Origin of the sequence: Burkholderia sp. AU15512, from assembly GCF_002223325.1 — a bacterium.
GTDB lineage: Bacteria > Pseudomonadota > Gammaproteobacteria > Burkholderiales > Burkholderiaceae > Burkholderia.
Genome location: NZ_NKEX01000008.1, coordinates 244,865 through 265,110, shown reverse-complemented (window position 1 = coordinate 265,110; position 20,246 = coordinate 244,865). Strand labels below are relative to the sequence as shown.

At 66.0% G+C, this 20,246-nt stretch carries 20 protein-coding genes; 8 read left to right on the top strand and 12 right to left on the bottom strand.

All coding sequences use genetic code 11. The features are described 5' to 3' along the window. Positions 1 to 140 precede the first annotated feature (140 nt). The 4 genes from CFB43_RS33500 to CFB43_RS33485 all read right to left on the bottom strand — a co-directional run bounded on the left by CFB43_RS33500 (position 141) and on the right by CFB43_RS33485 (position 2,778). Positions 141 to 416 (bottom strand): DUF1488 domain-containing protein, encoded by a 276-nt coding sequence (locus tag CFB43_RS33500; RefSeq protein ID WP_089443921.1) that lies wholly within the window; start codon positions 414 to 416, stop codon positions 141 to 143. A 66-nt stretch (positions 417 to 482) separates the two neighbouring features. Continuing rightward, positions 483 to 953, bottom strand: a complete 471-nt coding sequence (locus CFB43_RS33495; RefSeq protein WP_089498422.1) for a universal stress protein — start codon at positions 951 to 953, stop codon at positions 483 to 485. Between the two features lie 143 nt (positions 954 to 1,096). Beyond that, entirely contained in the window at positions 1,097 to 1,570 is a 474-nt protein-coding gene (locus tag CFB43_RS33490; RefSeq protein ID WP_089498421.1) for a hypothetical protein, read from the bottom strand. Between the two features lie 326 nt (positions 1,571 to 1,896). Beyond that, the gene (locus CFB43_RS33485) at positions 1,897 to 2,778 is read right to left on the bottom strand and encodes an endo alpha-1,4 polygalactosaminidase (RefSeq protein ID WP_089498420.1); all 882 of its coding nucleotides are present in this window, start codon (positions 2,776 to 2,778) and stop codon (positions 1,897 to 1,899) included. Between the two features lie 107 nt (positions 2,779 to 2,885). Here CFB43_RS33485 and CFB43_RS38160 point away from each other — a divergent pair, with 107 nt between their 5' ends. The 3 genes from CFB43_RS38160 to CFB43_RS33475 all read left to right on the top strand — a co-directional run bounded on the left by CFB43_RS38160 (position 2,886) and on the right by CFB43_RS33475 (position 5,569). Further along, positions 2,886 to 3,161, top strand: coding sequence for a hypothetical protein (locus CFB43_RS38160; protein ID WP_144023159.1), 276 nt, complete (start codon positions 2,886 to 2,888; stop codon positions 3,159 to 3,161). A 546-nt stretch (positions 3,162 to 3,707) separates the two neighbouring features. Then, positions 3,708 to 4,511, top strand: a complete 804-nt coding sequence (locus CFB43_RS33480) for a hypothetical protein (protein ID WP_256990174.1) — start codon at positions 3,708 to 3,710, stop codon at positions 4,509 to 4,511. Positions 4,512 to 4,567: 56 nt separating this feature from the next. Beyond that, complete coding sequence (locus CFB43_RS33475) at positions 4,568 to 5,569, top strand: fatty acid desaturase family protein (RefSeq protein WP_089498418.1); 1,002 nt, start codon at positions 4,568 to 4,570, stop codon at positions 5,567 to 5,569. Positions 5,570 to 5,725: 156 nt separating this feature from the next. Here the strand turns inward: CFB43_RS33475 and CFB43_RS33470 are convergent, their stop codons facing one another. The 4 genes from CFB43_RS33470 to CFB43_RS33450 form a co-directional block, all read right to left on the bottom strand. Continuing rightward, entirely contained in the window at positions 5,726 to 6,856 is a 1,131-nt protein-coding gene (locus CFB43_RS33470) for a chitinase (RefSeq protein WP_256990173.1), read from the bottom strand. Between the two features lie 524 nt (positions 6,857 to 7,380). Next, positions 7,381 to 8,091 carry a lytic polysaccharide monooxygenase gene (locus CFB43_RS33460; protein WP_226274034.1) on the bottom strand — a complete coding sequence of 237 codons (711 nt, stop codon included), beginning with the start codon at positions 8,089 to 8,091 and terminating at the stop codon, positions 7,381 to 7,383. A gap of 477 nt (positions 8,092 to 8,568) precedes the next feature. After that, positions 8,569 to 9,606, bottom strand: a complete 1,038-nt coding sequence (locus tag CFB43_RS33455) for a LysR family transcriptional regulator (protein ID WP_089498416.1) — start codon at positions 9,604 to 9,606, stop codon at positions 8,569 to 8,571. 80 nt (positions 9,607 to 9,686) lie between these two features. Beyond that, positions 9,687 to 10,430, bottom strand: coding sequence for an SDR family oxidoreductase (locus tag CFB43_RS33450; protein WP_089498415.1), 744 nt, complete (start codon positions 10,428 to 10,430; stop codon positions 9,687 to 9,689). 205 nt (positions 10,431 to 10,635) lie between these two features. On the opposite strand from CFB43_RS33450, the gene pdxR reads away from it, so the two are divergent. The 5 genes from pdxR to CFB43_RS33425 all read left to right on the top strand — a co-directional run bounded on the left by pdxR (position 10,636) and on the right by CFB43_RS33425 (position 15,215). Beyond that, complete coding sequence (gene pdxR / locus CFB43_RS33445) at positions 10,636 to 12,201, top strand: MocR-like pyridoxine biosynthesis transcription factor PdxR (protein ID WP_089498414.1); 1,566 nt, start codon at positions 10,636 to 10,638, stop codon at positions 12,199 to 12,201. A gap of 301 nt (positions 12,202 to 12,502) precedes the next feature. Continuing rightward, positions 12,503 to 13,003, top strand: a complete 501-nt coding sequence (locus CFB43_RS33440) for an Ohr family peroxiredoxin (RefSeq protein ID WP_089498413.1) — start codon at positions 12,503 to 12,505, stop codon at positions 13,001 to 13,003. A 122-nt stretch (positions 13,004 to 13,125) separates the two neighbouring features. Then, complete coding sequence (locus CFB43_RS33435; protein WP_089498412.1) at positions 13,126 to 14,127, top strand: bestrophin family protein; 1,002 nt, start codon at positions 13,126 to 13,128, stop codon at positions 14,125 to 14,127. A gap of 199 nt (positions 14,128 to 14,326) precedes the next feature. After that, positions 14,327 to 14,806: a carboxymuconolactone decarboxylase family protein gene (locus tag CFB43_RS33430; protein WP_089460136.1), complete on the top strand. Its 480-nt coding sequence runs from the start codon at positions 14,327 to 14,329 to the stop codon at positions 14,804 to 14,806. A 4-nt stretch (positions 14,807 to 14,810) separates the two neighbouring features. Continuing rightward, positions 14,811 to 15,215 carry a cupin domain-containing protein gene (locus CFB43_RS33425; RefSeq protein WP_089429382.1) on the top strand — a complete coding sequence of 135 codons (405 nt, stop codon included), beginning with the start codon at positions 14,811 to 14,813 and terminating at the stop codon, positions 15,213 to 15,215. A gap of 70 nt (positions 15,216 to 15,285) precedes the next feature. Here the strand turns inward: CFB43_RS33425 and CFB43_RS33420 are convergent, their stop codons facing one another. The 4 genes from CFB43_RS33420 to CFB43_RS33405 form a co-directional block, all read right to left on the bottom strand. Further along, positions 15,286 to 16,170 carry a GNAT family N-acetyltransferase gene (locus tag CFB43_RS33420; protein ID WP_256990172.1) on the bottom strand — a complete coding sequence of 295 codons (885 nt, stop codon included), beginning with the start codon at positions 16,168 to 16,170 and terminating at the stop codon, positions 15,286 to 15,288. Between the two features lie 81 nt (positions 16,171 to 16,251). Then, positions 16,252 to 17,439, bottom strand: a complete 1,188-nt coding sequence (locus CFB43_RS33415; RefSeq protein ID WP_089499040.1) for a M20 aminoacylase family protein — start codon at positions 17,437 to 17,439, stop codon at positions 16,252 to 16,254. Between the two features lie 75 nt (positions 17,440 to 17,514). Continuing rightward, positions 17,515 to 18,972, bottom strand: coding sequence for an aldehyde dehydrogenase family protein (locus tag CFB43_RS33410; RefSeq protein WP_089498410.1), 1,458 nt, complete (start codon positions 18,970 to 18,972; stop codon positions 17,515 to 17,517). Further along, positions 18,969 to 20,246, bottom strand: coding sequence for an NAD(P)/FAD-dependent oxidoreductase (locus CFB43_RS33405; RefSeq protein ID WP_089498409.1), 1,278 nt, complete (start codon positions 20,244 to 20,246; stop codon positions 18,969 to 18,971). The genes CFB43_RS33410 and CFB43_RS33405 overlap by 4 nt, the downstream gene beginning before the upstream one ends.

Sequence of the window (20,246 nt, the reverse complement as noted above, 5' to 3'; positions counted from 1 at the left end):
TCGTCCCGCTCGCGCGACGCCATGACGAAGACCGGATCAGCGCGGCACCGTGTGCCGCGCAACGGACGAACGATCATCAGGATTCCAGCGTAACTGCCCGTATCGGCATGCGCTTGATGCGCGTCAACGGCTGCGGGCGCTCACGTGCAGAACCGGAAATAGCCGCTGTGGAGCAGGATCGGCCGGCCGCCCATCTCCTCGAGCAGGCAGCGTGCGGCGCGCTCGATCGCGGGACGGTGGCGGGCGAACGCCTCCACCAGATCCTGTTCGCGCGGCGACGCCGCGCGGAAGTGATCCTCCAGCGCCGCAGCGGTGATCGCGCAATGCACGCGGCGGCCTTCGACCAGCGCCGGAAAGGTCAGCGCCGGATCCAGGCCGCAATACGTCGGATGTTCGGAAGGAAAGGAGATCTGCATGATGCTCACCTCGGCAGGTTACGCACGGGCAGGCGCCGGCTGGCGGCGCCCCCGTGCATGGCGGCCCTAAGCTGCCGCCGCGGCCGGTGCGGCGTCGCTGCCGCGCACGAGCAGGACCGGGCAACTCGATCCGCGCAGGAACCGTTCGGCGACGCTGCCGAGGAACAGCCGTCGGACCCCGCGCCGCCCGTGGGTGCCGACCACCACGAGATCGATAGACCGCTCGGCGACGTAGCGCTGCAGCCGTTCGGCGACACTCTCGCCGATCTCGGTCTCCAGGAGTTCCGTCTCGCCATTGACTGCCGCGTGCGCGATGGTTCGTTCCACGTGTCGCAGGACCGACGCACCATCGCGCCGGATCTCGTCGAGCAATGCATCCGGGTCCAGACGTCCGCCGAACGTGATCATCAGCGACTTGTCGACGACGAAAGCGGCGAACAGGCGCGCACCGTACGAGCGCGCCACCTTCAAGCCCTCGTCGAGCGCGCGTTGCGACGAAGGGCTGCCGTCCACGGCGACCATGATGTTCGTGTACATACCGACCTCGCTGGATGACCCGATGCGCCGGCGGCGTTCGGCCTGGTTTTCATCATCGGCGTTCGCCGGAAACAGGCGTTGACGGAGGTCAACGGTTCGGAATCACGCGGCAACCGGCACGCGAGTGAGCGCGCGACGCCGGATCATCGCGGCACGACCGGCGCAGTCGGCGCGTCGGACGAACGCGCCGGGTTCCCGTACGACCGGAAGCCCCGCTCGATGTCGAGGATCTTCGTCGCGCACGCGTCGTACCGCCAGCCCGGGCCGCCATCGCTGTCGTACATGCCCCTGCACATCGCCTTGAGCCGGATCACCGACGCGCCGCCCGACGCCGTGCGGGAGGCCCACAGATATACTTCTCCGGCCAGAAACGGCGCCGCCGTTTCGATCGTCTCCGCATCGGCGCGCGTGATCCGGGTCGACGAATGCGCTTCGACATAGCGGCGTGCGAAGTGCCATGCACGGTCGCATTCGGCAGGCGTCGAACACTGCAGCACCGCGGCCTGGCGCGTCGCGAACAACTGCGTTTCCGTCGACCGGAAGGCCGCGTTCCGTTGCGCGCCGGCGCACGCGTTCAATGCAAGCAGCACGCCGAGCGCCCATAACCGTTGGTTCATCACCCTGCCCCGCAACGCATCGCGTTCCGCCCGCCAGCGGGCGGCATGAACACGCCCGGCGCGAATCCGGCCCCGTCGCCGCCGCCATCCCGCATCCGGCGCGCAGTCGCGTGCGGCATCGCGCGAGCGTTCGACTCGACTGTATGGCTTGCATGAGGAATGGGGTTGACCTGCGTCAATGGCCGGCCCGGGCGACGCGGGCCGCGAACCGGCATGCTGTCGATGCCGCACCGATGCCTGCGCGCGCCCCCGTCCGTGTGCGCAGTCGCGATGCCCGTGTCGTCATCGCGGCCGGTGCGATCGGACGCGGCGACGCGCACCGCCGTTCACTCGAACCGGCAGGCCGCACGCGGCAGCGCCGCCAGCGTGTCACTCGACAGTTTCAGAATGCCGTCGAAATTGGCCTGGTTGTCCGCCGGGCAGAACGCCGCGAGCGTCATGCCGTCCGGGCGCGTGTACTCGACATTGAACACGGCCTTGTTCAGCGCAATGAAGCTCGCGTAGTCGCCGCACTCGTGGAACCTGTTGCATTGCTCGTTGAGCGCCCAGTCGGCCACTTTCGCCATGGCGGCAGCGATACCCGAGCCATTCTTGAGGCCCATCGACATCCCGCGATCGTGCGCGGCGGCAATCAGCGCCGTGTTGTACCGCAGCTGATCGTCACGCGTCAGCGGAAAGCCGGTTTCCTGGCGATAGCTGTCGTCGAGATCCGGCTCGATGCCGTCGCAGCCCTTTTTCCTCGCCTGGTCGAGCCGCGCCAGCATCAGCGGCATCAGGATCGTGGTCTGGCGAATGTCCAGCCAGCGTTCGTGATCCTCGTATCCTTCGACGGGGTTGCCGAGCACGCTGTCCGGAAACTTGCCGGCGTCGCCACGCGTGTCCTCGCGCCCGCCCACCTCCATGTAGCAGACCACATAGATGCCCTTCGCCTTCAGGCGCTGGATCGTGCCGGCATCGGTCAGCTCCATGTCGACGTCGAACATCTTGCGCGGGTTGTTCACGCCGTCCAGCACCGTCTCGTTGATCCGGTTGCCGTCGATCTGCCATTGCCAGCTCGTGCCCGGCACGAGCGGTTTCCACGTGGCGGCCTGCGATGCCCGCACGGAGGTGGCCGCGAATGCGCTGGCGGGAGCGGACGAATCGGAGTCGCCTCCGCACGCCGCGAGCAGCAGCACCAGCACGAATGAAGCGAACGATCTTGCGGACATGGCGAATCCTTTGCCTGTTGGGCGGCTTGTCAGGATGCGAGGGTGCGAGGGAAACACGTGCAGCGGAACGCGGACGATGCCTCTGCCGATACTGCGGTGGTGCGCGAATGCGCGAGGTACGTGCGGATGGTAGGCGGGAACACTGCGCCCATCTGTTCCGATTTGTCGATTTTTGTGGGCAGGGTGGGCGTCGGCAAGCCGTCAACTTCGTGATGGTCGAGCACCGTCGACACGCGGCGACCGCAGCCGGCGAAATCGGCGTTTTTACATTGGAAACCTATAACGCATCAAAAGCAAAAATAAAACGACTTTGTTTTTCAGAATCAAAAAATGGAACCGATGTCACGATATTTTTATTTACAGCACTTCAACCACTCCGATGAATTATTCAATTCCTGAAGAAGATTTGCGGATGCCGCCTTCATCTCTTCAATCCATTTTCAGGCGACGTGAGGCACCCTTCCCGAGACCCGCCACACAAGCCGATTTCCGCCATTCTCCTCATGATGTCACGCTCGTTTTCGACAACCATCAGCCTCATCATTCAAATGAAATCAACAATGAATAAATCGATTGAATTTGTTTGACAATCAAACGTAAGGATAATTAAAGTCGTCGCCGACGATGCGCGGGTCGCCTCTCGATTCGCGCAACCACTCACCCTCACCAGGGCAAGCAAGGCGATGAATTCAATTGATGGCAGCACCGCGGGCGGGAACCGCGTCGAGCCCAACGGCGCCCGCCACCGGCCACTCCGGATACGCCGCGGAACGGTGTCGGACACTTCGGGAATCTGCGCGCTGTTCGAACGGGAATACGGCGACTCGTCGCACCCGTGTCTCGATGCGGGCTACGTGAGGCGCGCCGTCTCGAACAAATCGGAACTGTGGTTTGTCGCCGAAGAGGAAACGCACGCCACGATCGGTTGCATGAGCGTCAGCTACAACGCGCAGAATCGCTCGTGGGAATACGGCCGTGCGATGATTTCCCGGCACCATCGTCACCTGGGCGTCCTGTCGGCGCTGATGCAATCCGCGATCGACACGCTGCCGACCGCGGATCACGATCTGGCCTTCGCAATTGCCCGCACCGAAATCGCGCTGCGTGCGTTGCTGCGTCATCTCGATGGCGTCGTGGTCGGACACGACGGGTCACCCGACAGCGCGCATGGCGTGCGTGAACATCACGTCATCGCGCTCGAGACATTCCGCTCGCCGCGCTTCAGGCATTGCCTGCCGCTCTCGCCGATCTTCCGCGAATCCGACGTTCTGCGCAGCGCGATCTTCGAACCGCTCGATGTCGCCGGAACGCCGGCACCGTATCCCGATACCTGTTTCTGGGGGCATGGGTACGAGTGCGCGGACGACTTCACGTTTCGTGTCGACGAGCGGGCCGATGCGATCTATCTCTGCCAGCATGCCGGCGGCCCGTTCATGACCGAGCGCGACGTCACGGCCGATCTGCTGCGTTTCCTGAAACGACGCGGCACGACGACCTATGTCGGCGCGATCGTGCTCGCCGACAAGCTGACGCTGGTCAAGGCGATGCTCGAAGCCGGCTTCCGGATCACGGCCTATTTGCCGGCGTGGCACTGGAGCCGCGGCGCGCGCTACGACTGCCTGCTGCTCGCCCGGCGCGACAACGGCTTCGCGAGCAAGAACGGACTCGACGCACACATCGACGTGCTCGATGCCGCCTACCGCGAGATCGGCCAACGCATCCTGTCCACCTGAGATCCACGCCGGCCACGCGCCGCGCCCCCCATCAATCCACTCAATCGAGGTAGCACATGACCCAAGACGAATGGCGCTCGGTCAAGGCGACATTGCCGAACGGACCCACCGGACACCTGACGCTCGCGCTCTGGCTCGCCGATGTCGCATTGCTGGCCGCTGCGTGGGTGCTCTGGCTCGCCGGCGGGCCCGGACGCATCGCCGCGCTCGTCCTCGCCACGCTCGCGCTGATTCACCTCTATCTGATCTTGCACGAGGCACTGCACAACGCCGCATCGCGTTCGCGCGCGTGCAACGAGGCCATCGGCCATCTCTGCGGATGGATCATCGGGTTGCCGTACCTGCCGCGGCGCAGATCGCATCTGGGCCATCACGCGTGGACCGCGCACCCGACACGGGATCCGGAGAATCGCAAGATGATCCAGAAGTTTTCCGTGATGACGGAAAGCGGCGCGCGTACGCTCGAATTCATCTGGCGGCACTGGATCCCGATGATGGCGTTCAATCATTTCCTCAGCCACTGGATCGCACCGTTCCTGCACCGCGATACGCCCGCGCATCGCGCGAAATCGAATACCGAGATCGCATTCAGTGTGATCTACCTGGCCGGTTACGCGGCGGTCGGCGCGCTGGCGTACCGTGCGGGCGTGCTCGGCAGCCTTATCGCGTTCTCGACGATCCTGTGGATCGTGTTGCTGATGGCCGTCGAACTGCTCAACCTTCCGCATCACGCCGAGATCCCGCTGCTGGCCGACGACGCGGCACGCCCGCCGCTCTGGGAGCAGGACGTGGTGTCGCACAGCTGCGCCAACGTTCCACTCTGGTCACGCTGGGTGATCCTGAATTTCAACCTTCACGTCGCCCATCATGCGTACCCGTGGTTGCCGTGGTACGACCTGCCTCGCGCACAACGGCTGCTCGATGCCGTCTCGACGGCCGAGGCGCCGCGCCAGACCCACGAGTGGGCATTCGCCGTGACCAAGCGACGCCGGCCGCTGCTCGAACTGATGGGGCACTTCTTCGACAAGCGTGGCGCATCGTCCCAGGGTGGACGCTGACGCTCCGCCCTGGCGAGCGCATCCGTCGAGTGCCGCCGGCACGGCCCTCGACAACGGCGATGCCTCCGGTTGCCGGTCGAGGAAATCGGAGACCATGCGAAACGTCGTCGCAATCATACGAGCGGCCCGCATGGTCTCCTCCCTGCCCGGCTTCATTCATTTACCGGGCGCCAGGCCGTTGGCAAACCGGTTCGTATAACCAAGCGTACCGACACCGCCGATCGAATTGCACGTCGACGATGCGGCGCCGGGCGGACAATCGACGTCACGGTCGAACGACCAGAAGTGGACACCCGCGAGACCATTCTGTTTCACGAACTGCGCCACGGTGTCCGCGTCCGCCGGCGTAAAGGTTTCGCCGACCACATCGTTGCCGCCGATCATCGGCGTCAGCTCGATCTGGTTGTACGGGACGCCCCAGTGATCGTGCAGGTTCATCGCGGCCTGGATCGCCGACTGTCCCATCTGGCAGGTGCCGTTCGCGACCACGCAGTTCCCCGCGCTAGCCGACCCGTAGTCCATCGTCATCAGGTCGATGGTGTAGTTCTTCAGGCCGGCCGCCTGGATCGCCTGCATGACCCAGTCGCCGTATATGTTGAAGCTGTCGGGGGCGCTGGCGCCCCACGAGCTGGCCGTGGTCGCGCCCTGCTGGGAAGGCGCCAGCGTCGCCAACGTGAAGCTGAAGCGCAGGCCGGGATATTTCTGCTGGGCGACGGCCACGCGCTGGACGAGATCGTTGATCACCTGTTGCGTCTGCCCGCCCTCGATATCGAAATCGATGCCGATCAGGTTGCTCGATGCATAACGATCGATGAAGGCCGCCATGCCCGCATCCGCCCCGCACGTGAACATGCCGGCCGCGCCGCCGGTGGAAATCACGTAATTCACATTGGCCGCGGTGAACAGCGGCACATTGGCAGCCGCCATTGCGCCGCCGTCGACGCCCGCCCAGTTCTCGCTGCCGCATTCACCGGTCGCGAACGCGAGCGTCATCGTACGGACACCGGTAGGCAGCACCGACAGCACCGGGCTCAGCTGCCCCGTGACGTTCGTCGAGATGACGTTGGTGTTCCAGTTCATCGAAATCGTCGCGTCCTTGTACGGGCTATAGACGAATGCCGGCGCCGTGCCGATACCCGATGCCCCCGCCGCGGCAGCGCCGGTGCCGGCGCCTAAAAACGACCCTGCCAGCAAAAGCGCCAGCGCGCCCTTCAAGGTTGATCGCCGCATGATTCCGGTGTGCTGGTTGCGCTTCATTTTCATGCCCTCGATTCCGGTCTGGCTCATGATTTCCCCTTTCGATTGACAACGCTCCGCCCAGGTCGAATTCAAAAGAAATCAACCTGACAAATTGCCACTTGAAGACAAATTCCGATATTGATTCCGTCTTTATCTCAACGACGAGAAACAATTCGACGGCCGATGTAGTGATCCTTCAATTCAGCGCCGGCACTTCGATTTGTTATACTACATAATCATCAGGCATCAACCCTGGAATCGATTATTTCCATCAATATCGAAACCCGAAATATTCACGCGATCGCATCACCCTATTGCAATTGTCGCGATTCGACAATTCAAACGGATAGCTCGCAGCCATCCGACCGATTGTTCAAGGCGACGAAATTCAGGCGATGCGATCCGGCCGTACGACGGCGTCGCGCGGGTGGGCGGAGAGGCAATGATGGGGCTGCTTCGGCAAGCCGGGCTGGAGACTGCCCGGTCGGTCGGCGAGCGCATCGGCGCTCCTGAGCGGCGCTCTTCCATTCATGACGCCCGGGCATCGCCGGGCGCGTCGGGTTGCAGCGGTATCAGAACGGGCTGCGGGTCGTATCGCCGTTGGTGAACGTCGCGTCGACGACCTGATAGAACGCCATCGCCGTATCCGCGACTTCCCAGACCGCCAGGATGACGTGGTAACCGCTACGCATCGGCAACCGGCATTGGTGAATGGTCGGCTGCTGCGGCACCAGGTTCGCGTTCGGATCCCAGTACGGCTGGCCGGGATTCTGGATCGTGCAGAACGGCGTGGGCTCGAACTGCGCGCGCGTCAGCTTTTCCGACGGGTTCCAGTCGGCGCGCGTAATGAAGTAGTTCCAGCGACGCGTCTTGTGCACGGCGCTGAATTCCCATTTGAAATTCTGCAACGCGCCCGGCCGCAGCGGGATCTTCTGCCAGCGGCTCGGCGACTGCTCGTTCAGCACGGGCAGCGGGCCATTCGTGCTGGCGCCGGCGATTTCGCCATCCGGCGGCGGTGCGGCATTCTTCGCGTCGGCCGGCGCGAACGGATCGGACAGGCCGCTTTGCGTCGCGGGGAAGAACTTGCCGTTCTCCATCGCGTTCGCGTGCCACGCGTCGACGTGGCAGTTCGGATTCTGCCCTTGCGTGCACAGCACGATACGCGAAGGCGGTTCGGTCAAACGGCCGTGCGCGTGAGCACCGGCCGCCGCGACCAGCAGTGCCACGCCGGTCAACGCGCATGGCACCACGGAAGCAACGTATCTGCGGATGATCTTGTTCATGAGCCCTCATGACATCGATGTCGGAACGGATATGCGCGTGTCGGGCCCGCCGCAGGATCCCCGGCAGGGGCTCCTGTCGACACGTCGTCGCGCACACTGATCGGCAAAAGCGGCAACCCGATGAATCCGCGGCACGCGATGATGAATCGCCGCGTTTTCTGACAAATCACTTTCACCGAACCGAACCTTATCCGCTAAAACCTGAAAAATAAACGTCCCGTATTGATAGTTTTTTAATTTCGATCAAACGCCTGATTCGTTTTTAATTTCAGCCCGTTTTTCCAGGATTTAATTGCACGACATTGAATAAACCGCCCATTCATTAAGACACCGTTATCGATCATTCGGCAGGCGGCTTTGCGCACTCGACTTGCACTGCGTGGTTCGTCGTTGCTTCGACCGATGAAAAAATCGTGGCCGGTGGACGATTTCCATGGAAGCCGGCGGGCCGCCCGCTTTCCCCAAGCCCCTAATTCTTCAAGCAGCCAATCCCGTCGACGAAGCAACTGTGAGGTCCCGATTGAACTGCGTCATGCAGTTCAGGTCGAGCGCGCGAATCTGCTCGGTCATGAAATCGACGAAGATGCGGATGCGCGTCGGCAGGTGTTGTCGGCTCAGATAGCAGATGTAATGGCCGCGATCTTCCGGCACATGCTTCGCCAGCGCGACGACGAGCGCCTTCGATGCGAGATGGTCGCGGATCTGGTAGCCCGCCAACTGTGCGATGCCCGCGCCGTTCAGCACCGCGCGCAATACCAGGTCCGCGTCGTTGAACGTGAGGCGCGAGGTCGGCAGGTACTTCCGCGGGCGGCCGTCGACATTGAACTCCCATTCGAACAGGCGTCCGCTCGCGAACCTGAAATTGATGCACGCGTGCCGGTCGAGGTCGTCCAGGCTCTGCGGAAGCCCGTGCGTCGCCACGTACGACGGCGCCGCGCAGAGCGCCATCTGCATCGGAATCAATTGGCGGGCGATGATGCTGGAATCCTCGATGCGCCCGTTGCGGAACGACACGTCGATCCGCTCGGACACCAGGTCGATCGGCCGGTCGTCGAGCAGCAGGTCGATATCGATGTCCGGGTACGCGTCCGCGAATTTGGCCAGCAGCGGCGCCACGATCTTCCGGCCGAAGCCCACGGCCGAACTGATGCGAATGAGGCCGCGCGGCGGCCCCTGCCGCAACTCGAGCATGTCGTTCATGGCTTCCACGATCTGCGCCACGCCCTGATGGCAGTTCTCGTAGAAGCGCCGGCCCTCGCACGTCAGTTCGGTCGTGCGCGTGGTCCGCTGGAACAGCCGCGTGCTCAGTTGCGCCTCGAGCTTCTGGACGTTCCGGCTCACGGCCGGCCGCCCGACGCCGAGCCGTTCGGCGGCCTTGGTGAAGCTGCCCTCGCTCGCCACGGCAACGAATGCCAGGATGCCCGCATAGCTCGCGCCAAAGCTCGCCGACAGGGCATTGGCGCGACCGGCCAGGTCGCGCCGCACGCCGTACTCCGATGGTTCCGAATGATTCATTTTCCGCTGCCCCCATGCCAATCATCCCGATTGCCCGCGATCCGCGGGCGCCTGCGAACCGTCACACGTGCGAACGCGAATCAGCGTCGCGCCAACCACGCGTCGAGGCCGATGCGGCCGAGTCGCGCATTCCCGAGCGGCACCAGCGAGGTTTCCTCGACGCGCCCGCCGTAGTAGCGGGCCTCGCGATCGGTCACCACCGCGCGCGGATCGCCGACCGATTTCAGGTAGCGCGCGACGATCTCCGCGAACGGCGCGCGATCCGGGCCCGCGATCTCGACCGTGCCGTTCTGCGGGCCGCCAAGCGCGATCTGCGCGACGAGCGCCGACACGTCTTCCGCGGCGATCGGCTGGAACAGGCCGTCGCCGATGCGGACCGTGCCGTCTTGCGTGCTGAAGTCCGCGATGCCGCCGATGAATTCCATGAATTGCGTCGCGCGCACGATCGTGTACGGCACGCCCGCCGCTTCGATCGCCTGCTCCTGCGCGACCTTGGCCAGGAAATAGCCGTTCTCCGGCATCCGGTCGCAACCGACGATCGACAGCGCGACGTGATGGCGCACGCCCGCGGCCACTTCGGCCTTGCCGAGATTGCGTGCCGACGTGCGGAAGAAATCCAGTACCGCCTGCGGCTCCCACGACGGCGCGTTCGTCACGTCCACCACGACATCCGCGTCCGTCAATGCATCGGCCAGCCCCTCTCCCGTGACGGTATTGACGCCGGTGCTCGGCGAGGCGGCCAGCGCCTGATGACCTGCTTCGGCGAGCAACGTGACGACACGCGAGCCGATCAGGCCCGAACCACCGATGACAACGATTTTCATCGCACAATCTCCTGACGATTGGATTTGACGGGAATGCGACCGGGCGTGACGGGTGCCGGATCCGGAGGAGGCGGTCAAGACCGTCGCATCGCGTGACGCAATTGTGGAAGAATCATGTCCTATCCATCAGTGCCAAGAATCGGCGATCGGACTAGTCCAAGCTGGATCCGATCCTGTCCCTGCGTGCGTTACCCGAGAAGCCGCGATGTCCGAGCCCACTCTTCCGCTGACCATCGAAATCGACCGGCAGCACCAGTTGCCGCTCTATCTGCAGATTTGCGAGCGGTTCCGGGCCGCGATCGCCGCCGGCCACCTGCGCCCCGGCGACCGCGTACCCGCGCTGCGCGGCCTGGCGACGCAACTGAACACGGCGCGCGGCACCGTCGAACAGGCCTACACGATCCTCGTCGACGAGGGCTATCTGCAGATGCGCGGCGCGGCAGGCACGTTCGTCTCGCCGTCCTTGCCGATCTCGCTGACCCGGGCGTCGCCGCCGCGCACCGGTACCCCGCCGAACCGGCCCGGCGAACCGGCGGCCCCGCCGCGGGCGTCGACGCCGGCCCCTTCGACCCCTTTGGCCCAGTCAGCCCCGTCGATCCCGCCCGCCGACCTCCAGCCGCCGCGGCGCCCGCAGCCGATCGCCGTCGCGCTGAGCGGCGAGCCGAGCCCGTTGCAGCCCGGGCTCCCGGCGCTCGACGCGTTTCCGCGCAAGGTCTGGCACCGGCTCGTGTCGCTGCGCGCGCGCAGCGGCGAACGCGCGCTGCTCGGCTATCCGAATCCGGCCGGCTACCGGCCGCTGCGCGAACACATCGCCACCTATCTGACGCTGTCGCGCGGCGTGACCTGCGTGCCGGACCAGGTCTTCGTCACCGGCGGCTACCGCGCCACGCTGGAACTCATGCTGCGCAGCCTCGCACGGGCGAACGACCGCGTGTGGTTCGAGGATCCCGGCTACCTGCTCGCCCGCGGCTTCCTGTCCGAGACCGGCGTGCAGCTCGTCCCCGTGCCGGTGGACGACGAAGGGATCGACGTCGCGCGCGGCATGCAACTGGACCCGCAGGCCCGCTTCGCGCTGGTGACGCCGTCGCATCAGAGCCCGCTCGGGCATACGCTGTCGCTGTCCCGCCGCATCGCGCTGCTGGACTGGGCCGCCAGGACGTCGGGGTGGATCGTCGAGGACGACTACGACAGCGAGTTTCGTTATCTCGGCCGCCCGCTGCCGGCGCTGAAGAGCCTTGACCGACGCGATCACGTGATCTATTGCAGCACCTTCAGCAAGGCGATGTATCCCGGCCTGCGGCTCGCCTACGCGGTCGTGCCCGAGCGCGCGGTGGAGCGCGTCGAGCGCGTGGCATGCAGCATGAATGCCGGTTCGCCGCCCCTCCTGCAGGCGGCCCTCGCCGACTTCATCGAGCAGGGGCACTTCGCGCGGCACCTGAAGCGGATGCGCGCGCTGTACGGCGAGCGCCGCATGCTGATCGTGCACGCGCTGCGGCAGGCGTTCGGCGAGCGGCTGATGGTCGAATTGCCGGCGGGCGGCATCCAGTTCGCGGTGCAGTTCACCGACGGGCCCGACGGACCGGTCGACGACCTCGCCGTCGCTGCCCGCGCGCGCGACGCCGGCCTGGCGGTCCTTCCGCTGTCGATCTGGTATACGAACAGCCACACGCGGCAAACGCCGCGCGGCCTCGTCATCGGGTTCGCGAACATCGTCGACGCGGACGAAGCGCAACGTCACGCGCGAACGCTGCGCACCTGCCTGGACCGCTGACGCGCGGCGCGCAACGGCCGGGCGTCGCGTCGCGATCCCGATTGGTGCCCGAAGGGAAACATTGAATCGCCCGGGACGGCCATACCGCCGCCGATCGTGCTCCTCTAGCATGGAGGCGTCTTTTCCCGGAGACCCGCCAGGGATCGCACCGCACCGGAAGATCGCCGCAGCGCTCGTGCGATCGTTCGCGCCACGCGTGCCTGGCGACGCTATCTGCCCGGGGCCGCGCCGCCCCGTTCGCCACACGCTTCGACACACGACTGACCGGGAATCGAAGCGGCGCTGAACTCGAGCACGCATCATGGACGACCAGAAGCTCCAGGCCCCTCCGCTTTCCCTCCTCGACCGGTATCGGGGCCACGCGTTTCAGCCGCTCTATACGACGAGCGTCACCGTGACCGGCGGCGAGACGGGACACGGCCGCGCGTCGGGCGTCGTCCGCTCCGACGACGGCAGCCTTGCCCTCGAACTGCGCCTGCCCACCGAACTCGGCGGCCCGGGCGGCGGCACCAATCCCGAACAGCTGCTCGCCGCCGGCTACGCCGCGTGCTTTCATGGCGCGCTGAACCTGCTCGAACAACGCGCCGGCACGGCGCCGGCAGAGACCGCGGTGGAGGTGCGGGTTGCGTTCGGCCGTGATCCGATGGACGGCGGTCATGCGTTGATCTTCGAGGTTCGCGTCCGGATGCGCGGCGTCGAGCGCAGCGTCGCCGAAGAGCGGGTGCGCGCCGCGGAGCGCCTGTGCCCGTACGCCAAGATGGCCAGGCAAGGCGCCGTGAATGTCGTGACCGTCGTCGACTGACCCGACGCGCGTCGTGCGGCGGCGGCGCCCGGCCCGCCGCCTGCCTTCGCCGCCGTCGCCTCGTGCGTGGCCGCGCCGCTGCGCGTCTCGCGCCCCGCTGAGTCCTCGATGAGGTCAAAGACATGCATCTCGGAAAATCCTACAAGCTGGCGGAATTCCTGATCTGGACGCGCTGGAAAGTTTACGAGCTCCTCGCTTTCGGGGCCGTCCCGGTCGTCCTGTACACGTTCTTTTCGGTCAGATGGTTGTCGATCCCGCTGACGATCGTGGCGCTGCTCGGCACCGCGACGTCGTTCATCGTCGGCTTCAAGAATGTCCAGACGTACAACCGCGCCGCGGACGCGCTGGACATCTGGATCGGCGTCCTGAGCAAAAGCCGTCGCTGGGGGCAAGTCGTGCAGGACTTCGTCGGCGACGAAGAGATCGCGCGAACCCTCGTCTATCGCCACCTTGCGTGGCTCACCGCGCTGCGCTACGACTTGCGCCGCCCGCGCGTCTGGGAAAGCACGAACAAGCGCTACAACGCGGAGTACCGCCGGTACTATCGCGTGCCGGAGTGGGAACAGGACATCCGGGAACTGCTCCCGGCGTACCTGTCGCCGTCCGAAGCGGCCCAGGCGTGCGCGTCCGCCTCCATCGCGACGTTCGTGCTGAGCCTGCAACGCCGCACGCTCGCGACGCTGCACACGGCCGGCCGCCTCGAGACGAGCTTCTACATGGACCTGCACAAGACGATCGGGGATTTCACCGACCTCCAGTCGCGCGCGGAGCGTTTCAAGAATTTCCCGTATCCGCGCCAGTACGCGACCGTCAGCTCGCTGTTCGTCCGGTTCTTCTGCCTGTCTTTGCCGTTCGGTCTGCTGAACGAGTTCAACCGGCTGAACGACGGCGTGAGCGGTTTCATGCACGGCTACATGGTCTGGCTGGTGGTGCCGTGCAGTGTCGCGGTGTCGTGGATGTACACCTCGCTCGACCAGGTCGGCGAGAGCACCGAGAACCCGTTCGAGGGCGGCGCGAACGACGTGCCCATTTCGACGCTGTGCGGCACGATCGAACGCGATCTCAGGGCGATGCTCGCCGAACCCGCGGGCGCGCCGTGCGGCGACACGGTCATCGCGCTGTAGTGAACCGTGCGCCTTTCCGCCGCGGTTGAGATCGACCGCGCCCCCGACATGGATTGGTGCCGAAGCGGCAACAGAATGCGCACCTGCCGGGCACTACTGGCCCGCGGGGCCCGCGATTACGATGTTGTCAGGCAGGCCGTGCGTGGGGCGCCACATGCAGGGCCGGCAGTCGCGATTCCACATTTCAGGAGAACCGATCATGACGCAACGTATCAACTACTTCCAGCAATCGCCGGAGCTGACCAAGAAGCTCGTCGAACTCGACGGACTGTTTCAGAAGACGACGATCGAGACGCCGATCCGTGAGCTCGTCGAGATTCGCGCGTCGCAGCTCAACGGCTGCGCGTTCTGCGTCGACATGCACACCAAGATGGCAAAGATCCACGGCGAGCGCGAACTGCGCCTGCATCACGTCTCGATCTGGCGCGAGTCGACGCTGTTCTCGCCGCGCGAGCGCGCCGCGCTCGCCTGGACCGAAGCGCTGACGCAGATCCCGTCGCACGGCGTGCCCGACGAGCTCTACGAACGCGTGCGGGGCCACTATTCCGAGAAGGAACTGTCGGATCTCACCTTCCTCGTGGGCGCCATCAACTGCTGGAACCGGCTGAACGTCGCCTTCCGCGTCGTGCCCGGCTCGTTCGACAAGATGTTCGGGCTCGACAAGGCCAACCTGGAGTAACGACATGAAACGCCTCATGCTCGCGCTGGCACCGCTCGCGCTGTCGCTCCTGGCCCCCGTTCAGCCGGCCGCCGCCGCCCCGCACGCCACGGTGACGCAACTGACCACGGAACCGTTGCCCGAGTATCCGGGCAAGGAAGTGGAAATGATCGTCGTGGACTATCCGCCCGGGGCCGTCGATCCCGTGCATCGCCACGATGCTCACGCCTTCGTCTACGTGCTCGACGGCAGCATCGTGATGGGCCTGAACGGCGGGAAAACGGTCACGCTCCATGCCGGCGACACGTACCACGAAGGACCGGACGACGTGCACACGGTCGGACGAAACGCCAGCAGCACGAAGCCGGCGAAATTCGTCGTGATGCTGCTCAAGAACAAGGGCGCGCCGGTTCTCACCCCGGTGAAGTAAAGCGATCGCCGCCTGGGCCCGGCAACGCCGGGCCGGGTGCGCGAGGCGATCCCGCGGGCGTCGCCGCGGACTACAACATCGCCTGGCTGACGAGCGCGTACTGTCCGCAGATCGGATCGGCCGGCCCTTCGTGCGCCGACGCCGGCGCGTTGCGCACCATCTTCGAACACGTATCGACCCGCGCCAAACCCTGTTCGGCCAGCCAGTCCGGCAGACGGGTCCCGTCCGGCACGTCGATGCGGACGAACTCACCTTCCCGTTGCGTCAGCCAATGGCTGACGAGCGCCTTCGCATACGCATCGTCGCTTGCGCGCGGCGCAGCCACCGGGCCGATCACGTCGCCGCGCCCGAAGCGCCGCAGCACCGAAAACCCGACCACCTCGCCATCGCGTTCGAGCACGACGCTTTCACCGCGCTGGAACAGCGCGGCCATCAACGCATCGCGCTGGAGGCCGGACGCGCGCGCGTCCAGCTCGACGAGGCGCGGCCAGTCGGCCGGCGATCCGGCACGCAGTTGCACGCCTTCGGGCAGAACCACGTCGGCCGGCCGCATCACGTTCCCCTGATACTGGCCGAGCGAGCCGCACACGTTGAAACCCAGCTTCTCGTACAGCGGCCGGCCGGCCGGCGTCGCATGCAGGAACGTGACGCGCGGCCCCAGTTCGTCGATGAGCAGCTCCATCAGCTTGCGGCCGATGCCTCGGCCCTGATGCGCGTCGGACACGATCACATGCCCGATTGCCGCGCGATCGGCACCGTACTTCCAGCACATCGCCGTGCCGATCACCACGCCGTTTTCCTCGGCCGCGAACGCGGTCGACGTGTCAGCGGAAAACTGCCAGTCTTCCGCCCTGAACGGCCAGCGAAGCGCGACGGTCAGCGCATGGGCCGCGGGGACGTCCGCGGCAGTGAAGCGCCGGTAGCGAAGCGCCGGCATCGTGTCGGAATCCTTCATATCGTTGTCCTGTTTCATCAAGCAGTCTTTATAAAAGTGTCGTCGCGCGCCACGGCCCGACTTCAATGCCGGCTGCGCACATCATCGCGATCGCGCGAAGTAGTGCTGCGCCAACGCGACCCAATAGCGGACGCCAGCCGGAATGATCTCGTCGTTGAAGTCGTATTTCGGGTGATGCAGCGCCGGTGCGCTCGCGCCGTCCTGTGCATTGCCGATCAGCACGTAAGCGCCCGGCCGCTCCTCCAGCATGAAACCGAAATCCTCGGACGTCATGTTCGGCGGCACGTCGCGGGCCAAGCGCGCGTCGCCGAACGTGTCGCGAATCACCGCTTCGCACAGCGCCGTCTCGGCCGGCGTGTTGACCGTCGCCGGGTAGTACTGGAAAAACTCCACGTCGACCTGCGCGCCATAGGCACTCGCCAGCGCCTCGCACGCGAGCCGCACGTCGTGCTGCAGCTTCTGCTGCAAGGCCGACGACAGCGTGCGGATCGTGCCGCGCAGCTCGGCGGTGTCGGGAATCACGTTGTCCGTCGTGCCCGCATGGAACATGCAGACGGAGATGACTGCAGGATCCACCGGGTCCTTGTGCCGCGCGGCGATGGTCTGACATTGCAGCACCATCGAGCAGGCGAGCGGCACCGGATCGATGCCCAGATGTGGCTGCGCCGCGTGCGCGCCCTTGCCCGTCACCGTGATCCTGAAGCGCGAGCCGGCGGCCATGATCGGGCCCGTGCGCAACCCGAAATGCCCGGCCGGCAACCCGGGCCAGTTGTGCATGCCGAATACCGCCTCCGTGGGGAACTGCTCGAACAGCCCGTCGTCGATCATCCTGCGCGCGCCCGCGCCGCCTTCTTCGCCCGGCTGGAACACGAAATGGACGGTGCCGGGCAACTGCGGCAGCTCCTTCAGCACGCGTGCGGCGCCGAGCAGCATCACCGTGTGGCCGTCATGGCCGCACGCGTGCATGATCCCGTGCGTGCACGACGCATGCGCAAAATCGTTGGCTTCGTGGATCGGCAATGCGTCCAGGTCGGCGCGCAGCACGATCCCGCGCGCCGGATCGGCGCCCGGCAGGCTCGCGACGACGCCCGTGCCGCCCAGCCCGCGCGACACCGCATAGCCGAGCGCTTCCAGCTCGCTCGCGACGACGTCGGCCGTCCGGTGTTCTTCGAATCGCAACTCGGGGTGCGCATGCAGGTCGCGGCGCAGCTTCGCCCAGTGCGCGTGATGCGCTTGCAGCAACGGGTCGGGAATGACGGGGTTATCCAGTTCCAATTTCGGCACCTTCGGAAAGTAGCGGGCTTCCAACTGTACCGCCGGCGCGAACCGCGCGCGGCGGCCGGGTCAGTCGTAAAAGCCGACGATCGACTTGATCTCCATATACTCCTCCATCCCTTCGATCCCGTACTCGCGGCCGTTGCCCGACTGCTTGTAGCCGCCGAACGGCGCCTGGGGATCCCATGCCGGATAGTTCAGATGCACCTGACCCGCGCGGATGCGGGCAGCCACCGCGCGGGCCTGCGCCTTGTCGGTGCCTTGCACGTGCGCACCGAGCCCGTAGACCGTGTCGTTCGCGATCGCGACCGCTTCGTCGACGGTGTCGTACGGAAGGATCGCAAGCACCGGGCCGAAGATCTCCTGCTGCGCGATCGTCATGTCGGTGCGCACGTCGGAGAAAATCGTCGGCCGCGCATAAAAGCCTCGATCGAGCCCCGCGGGCCGGCCGGGGCCGCCGGCGATCAGCTTCGCGCGTTCGTCGATGCCCGCGTCGATCATCTGCGCGACCCGCCCGAACTGCGCGCGGTTGGCGAGCGGCCCGTGCGTCGTGGCCTCGACGAACGGATCACCGACGACCAGCGTGCGCGCCGCAGCCGCAGCCAGCTCCTCGACCGCGCCGAGCACCTTGCGCGGCACGATCATGCGGGTCGGCGCGCTGCACGATTGCCCCATGTTGCGGAACGCGGCGGCCACGCCCGGCGCGATCGCGCGCGACAGGTCCGTATCCGGCAACACGATATTCGGCGACTTGCCGCCGAGCTCCTGCGCGACCCGCTTGACGGTCGGCGCCGCCGCCTGCGCGACCAGCACGCCGGCGCGCGTCGATCCGGTGATCGACACCATGTCGACCTCCGGGTGCGACGACAGCGCGGCGCCGACCGTCTCGCCGCTGCCGCTCACGAGGTTGAATACGCCGGCAGGCACGCCCGCATCGGCGATCACTTCCGCGAACAGCAGCGCGCTGAGCGGCGACAGCTCGCTCGGCTTCAGCACGACCGTGCAGCCGGCCGCGAGCGCCGGCCCGACCTTCGCGGTGATCTGGTAGATCGGCCAGTTCCACGGCGTGATCAGCGCGCAGACGCCGATCGGCTCGCGCACGACCGCGGTCGTGCCGCGTTGCCTGACGAACGCATAGTTCGCCAGGTTGTCGCGTGCGACGCGGATATGTTCGGCGGCGAGCGGGACGTGTGCGGCGCGTGCGTAGCTGATCGGCGCGCCCATTTCCAGCGCGAGCGCCGTGGCGAACAGTTCGGCACGCTCGAGCATCAACGCATGCACGCGGTCGAGCAACGCGGCGCGTTCCTGCGGTGAAGTTGCGGACCAGCGTTCGAACGCGCGGCGCGCGGCCTGCACCGCGCGGTCGGCGTCGCGTGCGCTGCCGAGCGGGATTTCGCCCAGCGTGTCTTCAGTGGACGGGCTGACGACGGCGAATCGGTCGCCGCCGTCGGGCAACACCCAGTCGCCGTCGATGAAGAAGCGATCGAGCCGGCCGGCTTGCATCAGGTGAACAACAGGTGAATTCATTTCAACGTGTCCTTGAGTCGATACCAGGCGCCGACGAACGGCAGGAACCACGGTTTGCCGAAGTGCCCGGGAATGGCCGGCCAGTCGAAGCCTTGCCACGGGTTGAGCTCCGCGCGCCCGTCCATGATTTCCGCCATCAACGTGCCCATCAGCGTGGCCATGTGCGTGCCGTGGCCGCTATAGCCCATCGAGTAGTAAACGCCGTCGCGCTCGCCCGCGCGCGGCAGCCGGTTGGCCGTCATGTCGACCATCCCGCCCCAGCAATAGTCGATGCGCACGCTGGCCAGCTCGGGAAACACGGCGGCCAGTTGACGCCGCAGGATCGCGCCGCTCTTTTCGTCCGAACGCGGGTTCGACGTGGCGAACCGCGCGCGGCCGCCGAACAGCAGACGGCCGTCGGGCGTCGTGCGGAAGAAGTTGACGAAGTTCTTCGTGTCGGTGGCCATCCGGCGCGTCGGCAGCAAGCGGTCGAGCCACTCGCGCGGCAACGGCTCGGTGACGATGATGAAGGCGCCCACGGGCACGACCCTGCGGCGAATCCAGCCGAACGGCCCGACGTGCGAAATGCCGCTTGCGAGCAGCACCTGACGCGCTCTGATCTCGCCGAGCGGTGTTTGCACCGCATACGCGCCGCCCGCTTGCCGCTTCAGGCCGAGCACCGGCGCCTGCTCGACGATGTGCGCGCCGCGCGCCTGGGCCGCGCGCGCCAGGCCGCGCACATATCGGCCGACATGCATCCCCGCGCTCTTGCCGAACAGCAACCCGCCGTGATAACGATCCGAGCCGATCTCGTCGCGCAGTTCAGCCTTCGTCACGAGGCGCGTGTCGGGGTCCACGCTCGCCGCGAGCAATGCGTGGCTGCGCGCGAGCTTGTCGTAGTGCTCGGGTTTCGCCGCGAGCTTCAGCTTGCCGGTGCGGGCGAAATTGCAATCGATCGACTCTTCGTTGACGAGCCGCTCGACCGTGTCGACGCCCGCGTCGAACGCGAGATAGAGCCGGTTGGCCAGTTCCGTGCCGAGGCGCTGCGACAGCGACGCGTAATCCTGCGCGAAGCCGTTGTTGCACATGCCGCCGTTGCGCCCCGATGCCGCCTGCCCGACGGTGCCCGCCTCGCAGACGATCACGCGCGCGCCCTTCTTGGCCAGCGCCAGCGCGGCGGCCGAACCGGTGATCCCGCCGCCCACCACCACGACGTCGCAACTGCCGTCGGGCAATTCGGGCGAGTGGCTCACGAATGGCTCCGACGTATCGAGCCAGTACGAACTGAAACGCAT

What these genes read in the sequence shown, in the direction of transcription:
- CFB43_RS33500 (WP_089443921.1), bottom strand. Translation starts at nt 416, where the DNA reads ATGCAGATCTCCTTTCCTTCCGAACATCCGACGTATTGCGGCCTGGAT.
- CFB43_RS33495 (WP_089498422.1), bottom strand. Translation starts at nt 953, where the DNA reads ATGTACACGAACATCATGGTCGCCGTGGACGGCAGCCCTTCGTCGCAA.
- CFB43_RS33490 (WP_089498421.1), bottom strand. Translation starts at nt 1,570, where the DNA reads ATGAACCAACGGTTATGGGCGCTCGGCGTGCTGCTTGCATTGAACGCG.
- CFB43_RS33485 (WP_089498420.1), bottom strand. Translation starts at nt 2,778, where the DNA reads ATGTCCGCAAGATCGTTCGCTTCATTCGTGCTGGTGCTGCTGCTCGCG.
- CFB43_RS38160 (WP_144023159.1), top strand. Translation starts at nt 2,886, where the DNA reads ATGCGCGAGGTACGTGCGGATGGTAGGCGGGAACACTGCGCCCATCTG.
- CFB43_RS33480 (WP_256990174.1), top strand. Translation starts at nt 3,708, where the DNA reads ATGAGCGTCAGCTACAACGCGCAGAATCGCTCGTGGGAATACGGCCGT.
- CFB43_RS33475 (WP_089498418.1), top strand. Translation starts at nt 4,568, where the DNA reads ATGACCCAAGACGAATGGCGCTCGGTCAAGGCGACATTGCCGAACGGA.
- CFB43_RS33470 (WP_256990173.1), bottom strand. Translation starts at nt 6,856, where the DNA reads ATGAGCCAGACCGGAATCGAGGGCATGAAAATGAAGCGCAACCAGCAC.
- CFB43_RS33460 (WP_226274034.1), bottom strand. Translation starts at nt 8,091, where the DNA reads ATGAACAAGATCATCCGCAGATACGTTGCTTCCGTGGTGCCATGCGCG.
- CFB43_RS33455 (WP_089498416.1), bottom strand. Translation starts at nt 9,606, where the DNA reads ATGAATCATTCGGAACCATCGGAGTACGGCGTGCGGCGCGACCTGGCC.
- CFB43_RS33450 (WP_089498415.1), bottom strand. Translation starts at nt 10,430, where the DNA reads ATGAAAATCGTTGTCATCGGTGGTTCGGGCCTGATCGGCTCGCGTGTC.
- pdxR (WP_089498414.1), top strand. Translation starts at nt 10,636, where the DNA reads ATGTCCGAGCCCACTCTTCCGCTGACCATCGAAATCGACCGGCAGCAC.
- CFB43_RS33440 (WP_089498413.1), top strand. Translation starts at nt 12,503, where the DNA reads ATGGACGACCAGAAGCTCCAGGCCCCTCCGCTTTCCCTCCTCGACCGG.
- CFB43_RS33435 (WP_089498412.1), top strand. Translation starts at nt 13,126, where the DNA reads ATGCATCTCGGAAAATCCTACAAGCTGGCGGAATTCCTGATCTGGACG.
- CFB43_RS33430 (WP_089460136.1), top strand. Translation starts at nt 14,327, where the DNA reads ATGACGCAACGTATCAACTACTTCCAGCAATCGCCGGAGCTGACCAAG.
- CFB43_RS33425 (WP_089429382.1), top strand. Translation starts at nt 14,811, where the DNA reads ATGAAACGCCTCATGCTCGCGCTGGCACCGCTCGCGCTGTCGCTCCTG.
- CFB43_RS33420 (WP_256990172.1), bottom strand. Translation starts at nt 16,170, where the DNA reads ATGAAGGATTCCGACACGATGCCGGCGCTTCGCTACCGGCGCTTCACT.
- CFB43_RS33410 (WP_089498410.1), bottom strand. Translation starts at nt 18,972, where the DNA reads ATGAATTCACCTGTTGTTCACCTGATGCAAGCCGGCCGGCTCGATCGC.
- CFB43_RS33405 (WP_089498409.1), bottom strand. Translation starts at nt 20,246, where the DNA reads ATGCGTTTCAGTTCGTACTGGCTCGATACGTCGGAGCCATTCGTGAGC.